Raw genomic sequence first — 13,208 nt, 5'->3', positions numbered from 1 at the left:
CTAACCCTGCTTATCTAAAATTTTCTGTAAGTCTGGCTTAAAATAGCTGGGGCCTTTCAATACTTTCCCGTCTTCCCGGTAGATGGGTTTGCCGTCTGCTCCTAACTTACTCATATTACTTCGCTGAATTTCATTAAACACTTCTTCAATTTTGTGTTGCATACCGTGTTCTATAATGGTTCCGCAAAGTATGTACAGCATATCCCCTAGAGCGTCGGCCACTTCAACCAGGTCGTTCGTATTGGCAGCTTCCAGATACTCTTCATTTTCTTCTCGCATGAGTTCGTAGCGCAACAAGTTCTTTTTTATTCCTAGATCTGCGATTGGAGTTTCATTAATTCCCAGACCAAAAGCTGTATGAAATTTGTGTACGGCGGCTATTTTGTTTTTCATTCTTCTAATTTTATAAGTGCTAAAAATATTGAAAGTAGGTTATATCCATGCCCTAATTGCAGGAAACTTTTCAACTAGAGTTTGTATTTAAGCTGTATTTTTGCAGTTCATAAGTACTTTTAGAATGATCTCAACCGGACAACTTATTTTTGCCATTTGCTTTTTTATTGCATTTGTAATTATTGTTGCTATAAGCTACCGTAAAGACAAAAAATTACACAAGAAATACTACAAAGGAAATGTTTGGGTATTGGTTGGATTTGTTATTTTCTTTTTGATTTTACTCGCAGCTAAGTCTTTACTGAAAGAGTAACTCGTTACCTTCTCCTACAAATTTTTTAAGAAAATAGTAGTTTGCCACATTAGATTCTTACTTTTATCTTATCACAAACTAATACATAAAGCTACTTTATATAGTATCTCATTTTTTTGATTTACACGCTCCCTGAATGTCGCTTTAAAAATATACCCTTTATTGGGTATGTTTTAGTACCTTAATTATTCATTACTTGTTTCCACTAACCAAAATTTAAAAAATCGATACTCATGGCTCACGAAAATTTAAGATTTAATTTAATGTTAAGAAGTGGCACAGACCCGCTTTACGGCACACAAGCAACATTAAACCCTGTGTATTCGGATCAAGCGTATGGCACTCAATATGGTTTATTTGCAGATTTTAAGCCTAAAGACATGGACAAGGTATATAAAGATTTTTTTGACGTTGGAGAACTTAGTATGCGTATTCAAAATTATTCTGGCGCAATTACGCTGGGAATCACTAAAATTTCAACTGTTTACATTAAAGAATTTGACGAAAATAATGAGATGAACGAATTTAAAATTGATGGATTTTCAAAAAGGCATATAAAACTTTTTGTAATTCTTCAATCTTTAAACAATTCGTTTGAAGCTTCGGAAACCATTTCAGATAAGGAACCGCTCACACTTTATAACGGCGACCTATTAGAAATTTTGGTACAGTATCTTCCAGCCGAAAACAAGTTCTCAAATATTGATAATGTAGAAAAAAATGATGCTTTTTTTGTGGATCATAAATACCAAGTGAGAGATGGTGAAGAAATTAGCAACCGTGATGATACGCATGAACTTCGTGAAGTTATTGCTATTACAAACGCCGCAAGTGGCATAAGGGTAATTACTACAAATAATTCTGAAGACCTAGATGAAAAATTATTGGATGTTGGGCGTGTAGGAGATCCACGTTGCAAACAAAAGATGTCCGACATCTACATTGTATAAAATTTTAGATGAAGTACTTTACCATACTATTCATTTTTCTTTCCTTTTGCGTTTACGGTCAAGAGAAAGAATTCGTAGACAACCTACGTCTTTACAAACTTGATGCGGCAGAAAAACAAATTTCAGACTTACCAAAAGAGAGTCATCAAGCAGCCATTTGGCAAATCGCTTTTCGTAAAAGATTTAATAAGGAAAGTCTTTTATTTAAATCTGCGCCACATCTCTCTAAACCCAACGACCAAGGGTTTGGGGATTTTCTTTACTATTTAAATTTAGGCGATTATTATTGCTACAACACGTTAGATTTGAATGAAAAAGCCAGCGATAATTATAAAGCTGCCTTGAGTCTTGCCGATGCGTTAGAGAATGAGCAACTTATTTCAGAAGCGCTTAAAAGAATACTTATATTACACAGGCTCCATTACTTATACAACAATAAAACCTACAAACCCTTTTTAGCTCGTTATAAAACTGTTGCTTACGACGATCACGAACTAGCATATTTTCATTATTTCAATCTCATCCTAAATTTTAAAAATTACCAGACTGAAAATTGGGATCCGGATTCTTATGTATGGCTTACCAACTATTTTAAGAAGAACAATGTTCCCTATCTTCAAGGAGTATCAGAAACTGTTTTTGCAAGTTATTTTGAAGAAACCAAGCAATTGGATAGTGTATGGTTCTATGCCTACAGAGCTGTTGACAAGTTAAGCTCTATACCCTATGGCTATAAGGGATCCAGGCTTAACCAAGTGTATTGTTTTATGACTAGAATTGCGTTGTTAGAAATGGATTATGACAAGGCAAAAAAATTTAAAGATAGCGCCACAGCGCATAAATTTTCAAGCATAGATCTTAAATTTGAATCTCTTGGCTACTACCAACAATCTGTTATAGACTCTGCAAATGGGAACTATTTGCAGGCCTACGATCAAAGCATGAAATATAGAGTTTCTATGGCAGCCATCGAAAAAGCTGCACAGAACAATCTGTTTAACGATCTTGAGGTAAAATACCAAGCAGCAGAAAAAGAGAGGCAACTTATTATAGTTAAAGAAGATACATTACGCAACAAAAATGTGGCCATCGCTTTAGGAGGCATATTACTTTTCATAATTGTGATTTCTATATTGGTCTACAAAAACACCAAACGCAAACAACGTATTGCAGAACAAGAACACGAACTAGAATTACAGAAAAAAGAGAAAATTCTAAAAAATCAAGAACTCACCACGATTGATGCGATGATAGCGGGTCAAGAAAAAGAACGCCAGCGCTTGGCAAGCGATCTTCACGACAGTGTTGGCGCTACGCTTGCAGCTGCAAAATTACAATTTTATCACCTTTCCAAAAACAGAGACATGGGCGACCAAACCGATGAACTCTTTACAAAAACCGGGAAGTTACTGGAAGATGCTTATGCCGAAATCCGTGCGATGGCGCACGTTAAAAACAGCGGCGTAATTGCTAAAAACGGTTTACTACCAGCCGTGCAAAAACTAGCCAAAAATGCCTCAGGCATTAATGGGTTACGTATTGAGGTGGAGGATTTCGGCTTAGAAGAAAGGTTAGAGAACTCCTTAGAAATTACAATTTTCAGAATCATTCAAGAGTTAGTAACCAATATCATTAAACATTCTCAAGCAACCGAAGCCTCCATTTCCATAAATCAGTACGAAGATTCACTCAATATAATAATTGAAGACAACGGCACTGGTTTTAACCCCCGTAGCATTCTGAAAAAAGATAGCATGGGACTTTCGAGTATAGAAAAACGTATTGAACATATTGAAGGCACCCTCGAGATAGACTCAACATTAGGGAAAGGAGCCACCATTTTAATAGACATTCCTTTATGATAAAAGTCGCCATAGCCGAAGATCACCAATCACTTATTGATGGGATAGAGTTACTCCTAAAATACGAAGAAGACATTGCTCTTGTGGGTACTGCAAATGATGGGAAAGCTTTACTGCAATTAGTACACAATGTAAAACCAGATGTTATCCTTATGGATATAAAGATGCCCAAAATAGATGGAATTACCGCTACCGGAAGTATTATAACTCAATATCCAACTATTGGGATAATTGCATTTAGTATGTTTGACCAAGAAGACGCAATAAAACAAATGATTAAAGCTGGTGCAAGGGGATATTTACTTAAAAACTCTCCTTTAGAAGAGGTACTCACAGCCATTAGGGCAGTACATGGTGGAGGCACATTTTTTGACAAGGCCATAGACCCTTCTTACACTACCACAAAAAAGAATATTTCTTCCAACAAAAGTATACTTTCCAAAAGCGAACGCGAGATACTCACTTTAATAGGGAAAGGTAAAACCACAAGCGAAATTGCAGCTGCCCGTTTTACAGCAGTCTCCACTGTAGAAAAACACAGAAAAAACATGATTCGTAAGTTAGGCTTGTCTGGCAAGGGCGAACTCTTACGGTATGCTTTGGAAAAAAAGTACGACTTTTAGTAAAAATCCCCAATAGTGGGTATTTTACAAATTGCTTCCCACACGTATTTTTGAGATATGAATTTTTCAAAAAAAATCATATCCGTTATAAAGGATGCCGAAAAAAATAAAGCCAATCTTACTCTGGAGGAGACCATTTCTGTAATAAATGCTTTTAAAAATGTTTCAGAAAGTAAAAAGCTTTTAGAAAAAACGGTATTTCTGTTATTATTGATTCATAAAAAATTTAATCACACTCAAAAACTCACCCAGCGCGAGACGCAAATTTTCAATCTTATTGGTCTTGGTTTTAACTCTCAAGAAATATCTTCTCTACTTACCATTAGTAAAGAAACCGTAGGCACCCACAGAAAAAATATTATAAAAAAACTATCCTTAAAAGGAAGCGGCAAGCTACAAAAAGCTGCTTTTCAATACGCCCACGAAAACTTTACATCCTAAAATCCCCAGTATTGGGTATTGTGTTCAGTAAATCTATCACATACTTTTAAACCTTAATCAATTAACATAATATTATGAAATCCTTAAAAATACTTAGCTTACTTATTCTTTGTCTTTTTCTAACAAATTGTGAAAAAGATGAACCAATTTCTGGCTGTACAGACCCACTAAGTGACACCTACAACAGTGAGGCAGTAAATGACGACGGTTCCTGTAGCTACTTTTATGGCGGTCGTGAAAAAGGTCAAATAGATGTAGCTGCAGAAGTAGATTTGAATAACGAATATGACATCTATATTGACAACGAATTTGTTGGCAGGCTAGACGTTTATTTTCCTAACGGCGCATTCTGCGGGGCTCCAGAAAATCCAGGACGAATTTTCGACTCAGGTACGCACTTTGTAAGAGCTATAGGGAATGGTGGTGACGAAATTCGTGAAGGAAGCGTAAATTTAAGTCCGCAAGAATGTGATGTCGTTTTAGTTGAAAATTTACAACTGGTTTCTACCGGAGGCGGCGGTACTGGTGGTGGTGGCACTGGCGGTGGTGGCGGTGGTGGCACTGGTGGCGGTGGCACTGGTGGCGGAGGTACTGGTGGCGGAGGCACTGGCGGCGGTGGTACTGGCGGCGGAGATCCTATTCCTGGAAAAGTTAAATTTTGGAGACAAACTGATCTAGGTTGCGGTATTATAACCGTGAATTTAAGCGGAGAAGGTTCGGCATCTATATCAGGATATTTTTCAAATGGTCCTGGCGATTGTGGCAACTATACTTGGGGAGGAAATTTTGACGACTTAGCCCCAGGAACTTACAGCTTTACAGCTAGTTGCTCTGGCGCAAGTTGGAGTGGAACTGTAGGTATTGATGAAAACAGATGTACTTTATTTCAGCTAGGCGACTAAAAATTATTTAACCAAATTAAAAAACCTCCTTACGTAATCGCAAGGAGGTTTTTTAATATTAAATTTTTGGGAATTTAGTCTATTTTAAATACCCGTAATTTTTACTGTAATTAAGCATTTGCCCTTCGAATGTATCAGGTTGTTCTATGGTAAAACTTTCAATCTCTCCGTTGTCATTCATTTTAGGAACCAACACAGGGTTTACAAAACCACTGTAAGGAGCAGATTTAAACTGTGCATTTCTGTCTAAAACTTGCTTATGTAGTACTTGATCTACTTTTACTCCGTAATTTTCAACGAGTGCTTTTCCAGCTTCGTAATCTCCTTCAGAAGTAATACGCTGCGTTTCCTTTAGTAACTGTCCAAATAAGGTACGTAACTTATCGTAATCCTGTATATCGTAATACGTCTTACCATCACGCTCTACTTTTGCAATTACGTTGTCTGCTTCTCCTTTTTCAAATACCCAGGCACTTACCCATTGTCTATTACGCATATGCGCCTCCTCTACTTCATCTCCAAGATTTAAACGAACTAATTGTCCAATGAGTCCATTACGAATATACCCATCATACGCAGCCATACCAGTTTCTTTCCAGTTTTCTACCAGACCTAGTTCTTCTAACTTTGGATCCATTAAATAATACAGGCCAAATAAGTCTGCACGACCTTCCTCAATAGTAGATTTGTAACTTTTTAAAGTTTCTTTTGGTGTACCTACCCCTTTGTTTATCTTTCCAGAAGCATGGCCTACTACTTCGTGCAGTGCCGTGTGTAATTTATCGGCTAATTGACCGTATTTTTCTTCTAATCTAATTTCCTCTTCATCATTTGCAAATTCTTTTAAACGTCCCGAGCCACCTGCATTATTGTAAGCATTAATTATATTGCCTAAAGAAACAGATTTACTGCCGTGCTTTTGGCGTATCCAGTTGTTATTTGGTAAATTAACACCTATGGGCGTGCTTGGCGATGCATCACCAGCTTCTCCTGCTACAATTACAGTTTTGTAAGAAACCCCAGTAACACTATCTTTTTTATGCTCTGCCATTAGCGGCGAGTTATCCTCAAACCATTGTGCTTCAGTAGAAAGCACAGCCATTTTTTTGGACATATCGAAATCTTTAATTTGCACAATGGTCTCGTAAGAACCTTTATATCCTTTCGGATCGTTATACACTTCGATAAAACCGTTGATCCAGTCTATATTTCCTTCGGTTGTTTTTACCCAAGAAACTGCATAATCATCCCAAGTATCTAGGCTTCCAGTTTTATAATATTCTATCAATAAGCCTAACGTTTCGGCTTGCTTTGGGTTTTCAGGAACACCTTGTGCTTTTTCCAACCACTTCACAACATTTTCAATAGCTGCGCTGTATAGGCCACCAATTTTGTAAACTTGTTCTTTTAGTTGACCGTTTTCTTTAACCAAACGTGTGTTAAGACCCACTTCAATAGGCTCTTCGGCATTTACCTTGATGGCACCGTAAAATTTCTCAACATCTGCTGTTGTAACATCTGGTCCATAAAAGTTAATGGCACTTTCCAATACGATATCGGCATCTTTACTAAGGTTTACTTTTTTATTATCTGTATCGTTAAAAATAACTTCCAAAGCTTCTCCTTCTAAAGTACTATTGGTTTCAGTAAGTAATTGTTGTAAATATTCTTTACTGAAATCTGGCTTTAACTTCGCATTGCTATAATGGTGATGAATACCATTACTGAACCAAACTCGCTTTAAATAAATTTCAAAATTCTTCCAATCATCGGTGCTTTTATCACCTGTGTAGTTTTGGTATACGTTTTCCAAAGCAGTTCTAATAGCTAGGTTGTGACGGTAGTTTTGCGCCCACATAATATCACGTCCGGCAAGACCTGCTTGCGTAAGGTAATATACCAGCTTTTGCTCCTTTAAAGTAAGGTCTTCCCAACTTGGTATTTGATAACGCAATAATTTAATATCTGCAAACTGCTCAACCTGATACTCAAAGTCATCTGTTTTCATTTCTGCAGTTTCTTCTTTTAATTCCTCTTTTTTTGTATCGTCACACGATAGAAATAAGAAACCAAACATGGCAAAAGCCATTAAAAAATAGTTCTTCATGATATGTATTTTTGATTTTTACAAATGTAGCAAAATTTAATTCTGAAAATTTAAATTCTGAAGTTACCACCTTACAGAAGTCAAAAGAGGTCGCAAATTTGATTATCTTAGCATTTACAATCAGAAATATTCCCTAGAATGAAAATCTTAAAATACCTCTTTTTCTTACTTTTAATTGTAGTAATTGGCGGTGCTATTTATTTTGCCACCAAAGACGGCTCTTTTAATGTAGTTAAAACAAAGACTATAAATGCTCCTGCCGAAGTTATCTACAACAATGTAAAGGACTTCAAAAATTGGCAAACATGGGGTCCCTGGATGACAGAAGATGAAAATATAGAACTAAGCTATGCCGAAAAAACCGAAGGTGAAGGTGCTTCTTATTCATGGAAAAGTGAAGAAATGGGCGATGGTTCCATGAAAATTACCAGGGTAATTCCTAATAAAGAAATTGAGCAAAAAATAATCTTCAACACTCCAGCTGGAGGTAGCGAGAATGATGTGTATTGGAAATTCGAAGAAGACGAAACCCTCAATACCACAAAAGTTACGTGGGGAATGAAAGGTGAGCATTCTTTTATGGAAAAAGTATTTATGAGTTTTGGCTCCGAAGATTTTGAAAAGTCGCTCGGAACTATGTTCGACCAAGGTCTTACCAACCTAAACACCGAAGTGACAGAAGCAATGACAAAGTTTACCGTAAACGTAGATGGCATTGCCCAGCACGGTGGTGGCTATTATATGTATAACACAACCTCAGCAAAAATGAGCGATATTAAAGCAAAAATGGGTGCTATGATGGGGCAGGTAACGGGGTTTATGGAAGCCAACAACATACCTGTTGCTGGCAAGCCCTTTACATTGTATAATCTAATAGACGAAGCAAATGGAACTGTTATCTTTTCAGCGTGTATTCCTATAAGAGATCGAGTAATTACGCCAGAAGGCAGTACTGTTGTTTCTGGATTTATGGAGCCTGTTTCAGCATTAAAAACTACGTTGAGAGGTAATTATGATAATCTTCCAAAAGCATATGCTCAAGCAAAAGCTTATTTATCACAAAATGGTTTACAACCCCATCCCACCGCTAAGATGTTTGAAGTATATGTTACAGATCCCGAAGAAGTAGCCAACCCTGCAAACTACGTAACCGAAATATACATGCCTGTTTTAGTTCCGGAGGAAGAAGCTCAATAATGAAACAGCTATTTTTGGTTTTTTTAGGTGGTGGTCTAGGGAGTAGCTTGCGTTATATTGTGGGATCCTATCTCAACAGTAATAATACAGGAATCCCTTACGGAACTTTTTTGGCCAACATTCTGGGGAGTTTGTTTATAGGAATCATACTGGGCTTGGCTGCAAAAAACGAGGCGTTATCACAAAATACAATTCTATTTTTAGCCACGGGTTTTTGTGGTGGTTTTACAACATTCTCAACCTTTGCGTATGAAAATCACATATTTTTAAAATCAGGAGATTTTACTTCTTTTGCCATCTATACCATTGCTAGCTTTATTTTTGGTTTTGCAGCGGTTTTCTTTGGAATTTGGTTGGTGCGATTAATTTAATACCAATTTCAAAGTTGTCTATAATTTTTGGCTACTTTTGAAAGAACACAATACCAAAATGAAAACATACATCTATTTTAAAAAAAACACTGTCGTGAGAAATAAAAATTGCGGAATAGGTATATATTGACAATGAAACTATAACATAATTCAATATAAAAACGTTCCGCCTCACCGCGGGACGTTTTATTTTTATACACTCCCTAATAATTATGAGAAAGCTCTACACAAACTATATAGACAACTTCTCTGGCTTGTCCAAAGAAATATGGCTGCTTTCACTTGTCACTTTCATTAACCGTGCAGGGGCGATGGTGATTCCTTTTCTATCACTGTATCTTGTAAATTCAAAAGGGTTCACGTTACCACAAGTAGGATGGATTATGACGTGCTTTGGTTTGGGTTCTCTTGCCGGCACTTGGGTAGGTGGTAAATTAACCGATACCATTGGCGCTTACAAAGTAATTACAACAAGCTTATTTTTAGGCGGCCTGGGATTTATTGGCCTCCAATTTATGGAATCATTTTATGGTTTCTGTGCAGGAATCTTTGCGCTTATTTTTGTGGCAGATGCATATAGGCCCGCCATTTTCGTAGCCTGCGACGCCTATAGCAAGCCTAAAAACATCACGCGAAGCATCGCACTTATAAGACTAGCAATTAATCTTGGCTTCTCTATTGGACCCGTGATTGGAGGTATCATCATTGCCCGTATTAATTACAATTCACTTTTTTGGATAGATGGGGTTACTTGCATTTTAGCAGCCATATTACTATTTGTTTTACTGAAACCTAAAAGAAGAACAACCGAGGAGCCCGAAGTTGTAAAAGTAAAAGAAGGTATATCACCCTACAAAAATGGAATATTCCTGCTCCTTATTGTAATCATGATATTTAGCACGATGATGTTTGTGCAGTATTTTTCGGTAGTGCCCTTGTATTATGAACAAGCCTATTTCTTATCTGAAGATGTAATTGGTGCCATCCTATTCTTAAATGGCATACTAATCGTAGCCTTTGAAATGCCGCTTGTAGGGTGGCTGGAGCGTATCAATATTTCAAAAACGATGGCTACATTCTGGGGAATGGTTTTTTTAGCGCTCAGTTTTCTGGTTTTCAACTTGAGTGATGCCTTTGCTGTTTTAATAATTGGGATGGTTTTAATGACCTTGGGCGAAATGATTGGCTCTCCATTTTCTAACGCCCTGGCATTAGAAATGGCTCCCAAGGGGCGAAAAGGAAGTTATATGGGACTATTCAGTATGAGCTTTTCAGTTTCGCATATATTTGGCCATAATGGTGGAATGAATTTAGTAGATCAGTTTGGATATAGAAACACCTGGTTCATCATTGTTGTGATACTCATTATAGTCTCTATTATGACACTTTGGCTTCACAAAAAGGTTAAGAAAAGGAGTGTTTTAGCACTAACATCATAAATCTAACTATACAAAACAACCTGTAGCTATTGGTAGCGATACGTTTATTCGCCTACGCAGAAATTTCCGAAGAAGAGAAATATTCAGGAAAATAAAATAGCAATCTAACTGAAAAAAAATCAGGGAAAAGACACCTTACAAAGCTAGACAGTATAGACTTCACTCTTATACTTTATTTATGAAAGGTATTTGTAATTCTAAATTAATAACACCGTTTTTCAGAAACAGTTTTGAACATACAGAATGACATTTTTTTTATAAAAAGAGAACATTTGCTATCTGCTGGTGGAATGAAAATTTTTGAAATAGCAGTTTGTATAGGTGAGTATTAATACGGCAAAAAAATAGCCTACTCCCTTTCGGGGTAGGCTAGTAATATAATGGAACCTATAAGAGGCGACCCACAGTAATTACATAATCATAAGTAGGATTATTTTCTAATTTTTTCAGCTTTTAAGGTTTTTCTCAACCTTCTGTTTTGCTTAGATAAAATAACAGCATCTAAACAAGAGATCATGAGACCAATACCTGCAATTAGGCATATAAAACGAATAACAGAAGCTCCTGCGAATTCAATTCCTGAAAATCCAAGTGCAAATGTTATTATAGTAAGAAGTAAGAAGTGTATCGTATATTTTTTCATGGCTGTATCAATTAATTTTATACTAAATTACTATATAATCACCAGCAGAATTATTAACAAAATTACAATTGTATATTTTTTAACGAAGAGTACATACTATACTAATTTCTTTAACTTTTAAGATGGTTTTACCTGCTGGATACTATTGTTTGCAACGACATGAGATAGCACGATTTGTGTTTTTGTTTCGCCATAAGAAATAAGCTGATCTATAAAGGTCTCTAAATGTTTTTGATTTCGAAGCACCACTTCCATCACAATATTTTCATTACCTGTTATTCTATAGCAATTAAGTACTTCCTCATACGTTTTTACCTTTTCCAAAAATGGTTTTAATTTTCCCATAAAAGCTCTTAAGGTGATAATAGCCTTTAGTTGATACCCTGCTTCAAATGGAGAAATCACGGTTCTATAACTATGTATAATTCCACCATCCTCCATCTTCTTTATCCGTTCTGAAACTGCTGGAGAACTTATTCCAACTTGCCTGCCTATTTCAGAATTACTTACTCTGGCATTTTGCTGAAGGTGCTTAAGGATTTTCCAATTGAGCGCATCTAATTTCATTTTAAAGATTTTTTAAAAATTAATTTAATATTTAAATCAAAAATAGCATTTTACCTTAAAATAGATATACAAAACTCTATATATCTTACTAAATTTGAGAAAATTAATTGAATTACTATACGTATCGTGTTACCTAAAGCACACACTCATTTTCCACAAACTGCCATTTATAAAAAGGCACAGGAAATTTTTGCATTGTCCCGAAATATCTCTCAATATTTTATCCACGATTTTAGTGCGCTAAATGAAGATGGGACAGAGCAGGAACATATTTATTTTACAGGCGATATTGTACAACAATCTGTTTCACTCGCTCCACAAATTTTAAAAGCTGAACAGCAAGCCTTTTCAGAGTCAAAAGAAAAACACATAGCCTCTATAACAAGACTTACCAATGCCTTGTACCGAAATTGTGAACGTCTGGAGAGAACCCATAGCAATGGCAAGGACTTTTTGCCCATACTCCGTAAAGAGCTAAAAAAATTCAGAAAATTACAACGTAATTGGATGTTGACGCTATAATATTTAAATTCTTCTTTTTTAAGGTGTTCTTTGCACTACATTTAAAGTAGTAAAACCAAAAACTATGTTTACCAACGAAGATAGCTCCAACCGTGATGCAGCACGGAATATACCTGTATTTCTTAAAGCTGAAGAAATAAGAATATTGGTACTCCGTATTGTACAAGCCGTTGAAAATACAGATATTACTTTTAAAGGGGATCACGCATCAATTCAAAAAGAATGGATTCAAAGTAGTTTGGATCATCTAATGCAAAATGCTACAGTAATTCCTGCTAAAATATCAGGAGCCGAAGCGGTTGAAATGTATGACCTAAAAATGGAGAATGCTACCATTATAAGAAAAGCGGCCAAAGAATTAATAACAGATGCACGGAGCCTACAAATCAATGGATATAAAGAAACCGAATATCTAGACCTACTTCGAAACGAAATCGAAATATTTCGTGTTGTATTTGCAGAATGGGTAAAGACCTTCGATCCTTTTAACTATAGCATAGATCGATGGGGTTTATTCAATCCGCCTGGTGTAAATTACAATGATCACGACCCCGAAGACGACATCCCCTTCAACCCCTTGGAATATTTAGACACTTCATTTTATCTATACGATGATGAAGATTTAGATGAAGATGAAAGTGATGAAGATGATGATGAAAACATGAAATAAGGCCCCCACATTGTAAGACACACCATAATTGATATCCCTGTACAACTTTATATTCTGAAATAAATTAGGATCATCAAAGTGTATTAAAACTTTCTACAAAATAATGATAACAAATACCATCCCGACAGAAAAATTCGGGATAAGCGACCACTAAGGCCTCGCTGGAAAAGCGAGACCAAGTATAAAAAAAACAGAAAAACTATATAAG

15 protein-coding genes are annotated in these 13,208 nt (G+C 36.2%); 11 read left to right on the top strand and 4 right to left on the bottom strand.

Going from position 1 to position 13,208, the window contains the following annotated elements; all coding sequences use genetic code 11:
• Positions 1-393, bottom strand: coding sequence for a hypothetical protein (locus ACQ2HF_RS08065; RefSeq protein WP_432413015.1), 393 nt, complete (start codon positions 391-393; stop codon positions 1-3).
• A gap of 124 nt (positions 394-517) precedes the next feature.
• Here ACQ2HF_RS08065 and ACQ2HF_RS08060 point away from each other — a divergent pair, with 124 nt between their 5' ends.
• The 6 genes from ACQ2HF_RS08060 to ACQ2HF_RS08035 all read left to right on the top strand — a co-directional run bounded on the left by ACQ2HF_RS08060 (position 518) and on the right by ACQ2HF_RS08035 (position 5,484).
• Positions 518-706 carry a hypothetical protein gene (locus ACQ2HF_RS08060; RefSeq protein WP_432413014.1) on the top strand — a complete coding sequence of 63 codons (189 nt, stop codon included), beginning with the start codon at positions 518-520 and terminating at the stop codon, positions 704-706.
• Between the two features lie 233 nt (positions 707-939).
• Positions 940-1,656, top strand: a complete 717-nt coding sequence (locus ACQ2HF_RS08055; protein WP_432413013.1) for a hypothetical protein — start codon at positions 940-942, stop codon at positions 1,654-1,656.
• An 8-nt stretch (positions 1,657-1,664) separates the two neighbouring features.
• Positions 1,665-3,518: a sensor histidine kinase gene (locus tag ACQ2HF_RS08050; protein WP_432413012.1), complete on the top strand. Its 1,854-nt coding sequence runs from the start codon at positions 1,665-1,667 to the stop codon at positions 3,516-3,518.
• Complete coding sequence (locus ACQ2HF_RS08045; RefSeq protein WP_432413011.1) at positions 3,515-4,141, top strand: response regulator transcription factor; 627 nt, start codon at positions 3,515-3,517, stop codon at positions 4,139-4,141. The genes ACQ2HF_RS08050 and ACQ2HF_RS08045 overlap by 4 nt, the downstream gene beginning before the upstream one ends.
• A gap of 57 nt (positions 4,142-4,198) precedes the next feature.
• On the top strand, positions 4,199-4,582 hold the full coding sequence (locus tag ACQ2HF_RS08040) for a response regulator transcription factor (protein WP_432413010.1): 384 nt from the start codon (positions 4,199-4,201) through the stop codon (positions 4,580-4,582).
• Positions 4,583-4,656: 74 nt separating this feature from the next.
• The gene (locus ACQ2HF_RS08035; protein ID WP_432413009.1) at positions 4,657-5,484 is read left to right on the top strand and encodes a hypothetical protein; all 828 of its coding nucleotides are present in this window, start codon (positions 4,657-4,659) and stop codon (positions 5,482-5,484) included.
• A 79-nt stretch (positions 5,485-5,563) separates the two neighbouring features.
• On the opposite strand, the gene ACQ2HF_RS08030 is transcribed toward ACQ2HF_RS08035, so the two are convergent.
• Complete coding sequence (locus tag ACQ2HF_RS08030; RefSeq protein ID WP_432413008.1) at positions 5,564-7,591, bottom strand: dipeptidyl-peptidase 3 family protein; 2,028 nt, start codon at positions 7,589-7,591, stop codon at positions 5,564-5,566.
• 138 nt (positions 7,592-7,729) lie between these two features.
• On the opposite strand from ACQ2HF_RS08030, the gene ACQ2HF_RS08025 reads away from it, so the two are divergent.
• From ACQ2HF_RS08025 to ACQ2HF_RS08015, 3 genes are all read left to right on the top strand, one after another.
• Entirely contained in the window at positions 7,730-8,788 is a 1,059-nt protein-coding gene (locus ACQ2HF_RS08025; protein WP_432413007.1) for an SRPBCC family protein, read from the top strand.
• The gene (crcB, locus tag ACQ2HF_RS08020) at positions 8,788-9,159 is read left to right on the top strand and encodes a fluoride efflux transporter CrcB (protein ID WP_432413006.1); all 372 of its coding nucleotides are present in this window, start codon (positions 8,788-8,790) and stop codon (positions 9,157-9,159) included. Before ACQ2HF_RS08025 ends, crcB begins: the two co-directional genes overlap by 1 nt.
• A gap of 212 nt (positions 9,160-9,371) precedes the next feature.
• Positions 9,372-10,598 (top strand): MDR family MFS transporter, encoded by a 1,227-nt coding sequence (locus ACQ2HF_RS08015; protein WP_432413005.1) that lies wholly within the window; start codon positions 9,372-9,374, stop codon positions 10,596-10,598.
• A 430-nt stretch (positions 10,599-11,028) separates the two neighbouring features.
• Here the strand turns inward: ACQ2HF_RS08015 and ACQ2HF_RS08010 are convergent, their stop codons facing one another.
• Positions 11,029-11,241: a hypothetical protein gene (locus ACQ2HF_RS08010; RefSeq protein WP_432413004.1), complete on the bottom strand. Its 213-nt coding sequence runs from the start codon at positions 11,239-11,241 to the stop codon at positions 11,029-11,031.
• A 117-nt stretch (positions 11,242-11,358) separates the two neighbouring features.
• Positions 11,359-11,808, bottom strand: coding sequence for an Lrp/AsnC family transcriptional regulator (locus tag ACQ2HF_RS08005; protein WP_432413003.1), 450 nt, complete (start codon positions 11,806-11,808; stop codon positions 11,359-11,361).
• 126 nt (positions 11,809-11,934) lie between these two features.
• On the opposite strand from ACQ2HF_RS08005, the gene ACQ2HF_RS08000 reads away from it, so the two are divergent.
• Positions 11,935-12,330, top strand: coding sequence for a hypothetical protein (locus tag ACQ2HF_RS08000; protein ID WP_432413002.1), 396 nt, complete (start codon positions 11,935-11,937; stop codon positions 12,328-12,330).
• Between the two features lie 64 nt (positions 12,331-12,394).
• Positions 12,395-13,000: a hypothetical protein gene (locus ACQ2HF_RS07995; protein ID WP_432413001.1), complete on the top strand. Its 606-nt coding sequence runs from the start codon at positions 12,395-12,397 to the stop codon at positions 12,998-13,000.
• The last annotated feature ends 208 nt before the right edge of the window (positions 13,001-13,208 follow it).

Origin of the sequence: Rasiella sp. SM2506, from assembly GCF_050859505.1 — a bacterium.
In the GTDB taxonomy this organism is placed as follows: domain Bacteria; phylum Bacteroidota; class Bacteroidia; order Flavobacteriales; family Flavobacteriaceae; genus Marinirhabdus.
This window is presented reverse-complemented; position numbering and strand designations above follow the sequence as displayed.

Coding starts and splice junctions, on each gene's coding strand:
- ACQ2HF_RS08030 (WP_432413008.1), bottom strand. CDS start 7,591: ATGAAGAACTATTTTTTAATGGCTTTTGCCATGTTTGGTTTCTTATTT.
- ACQ2HF_RS08065 (WP_432413015.1), bottom strand. CDS start 393: ATGAAAAACAAAATAGCCGCCGTACACAAATTTCATACAGCTTTTGGT.
- ACQ2HF_RS08050 (WP_432413012.1), top strand. CDS start 1,665: ATGAAGTACTTTACCATACTATTCATTTTTCTTTCCTTTTGCGTTTAC.
- ACQ2HF_RS07995 (WP_432413001.1), top strand. CDS start 12,395: ATGTTTACCAACGAAGATAGCTCCAACCGTGATGCAGCACGGAATATA.
- ACQ2HF_RS08015 (WP_432413005.1), top strand. CDS start 9,372: ATGAGAAAGCTCTACACAAACTATATAGACAACTTCTCTGGCTTGTCC.
- ACQ2HF_RS08045 (WP_432413011.1), top strand. CDS start 3,515: ATGATAAAAGTCGCCATAGCCGAAGATCACCAATCACTTATTGATGGG.
- ACQ2HF_RS08055 (WP_432413013.1), top strand. CDS start 940: ATGGCTCACGAAAATTTAAGATTTAATTTAATGTTAAGAAGTGGCACA.
- ACQ2HF_RS08010 (WP_432413004.1), bottom strand. CDS start 11,241: ATGAAAAAATATACGATACACTTCTTACTTCTTACTATAATAACATTT.
- ACQ2HF_RS08040 (WP_432413010.1), top strand. CDS start 4,199: ATGAATTTTTCAAAAAAAATCATATCCGTTATAAAGGATGCCGAAAAA.
- ACQ2HF_RS08025 (WP_432413007.1), top strand. CDS start 7,730: ATGAAAATCTTAAAATACCTCTTTTTCTTACTTTTAATTGTAGTAATT.
- ACQ2HF_RS08060 (WP_432413014.1), top strand. CDS start 518: ATGATCTCAACCGGACAACTTATTTTTGCCATTTGCTTTTTTATTGCA.
- ACQ2HF_RS08035 (WP_432413009.1), top strand. CDS start 4,657: ATGAAATCCTTAAAAATACTTAGCTTACTTATTCTTTGTCTTTTTCTA.
- crcB (WP_432413006.1), top strand. CDS start 8,788: ATGAAACAGCTATTTTTGGTTTTTTTAGGTGGTGGTCTAGGGAGTAGC.
- ACQ2HF_RS08005 (WP_432413003.1), bottom strand. CDS start 11,808: ATGAAATTAGATGCGCTCAATTGGAAAATCCTTAAGCACCTTCAGCAA.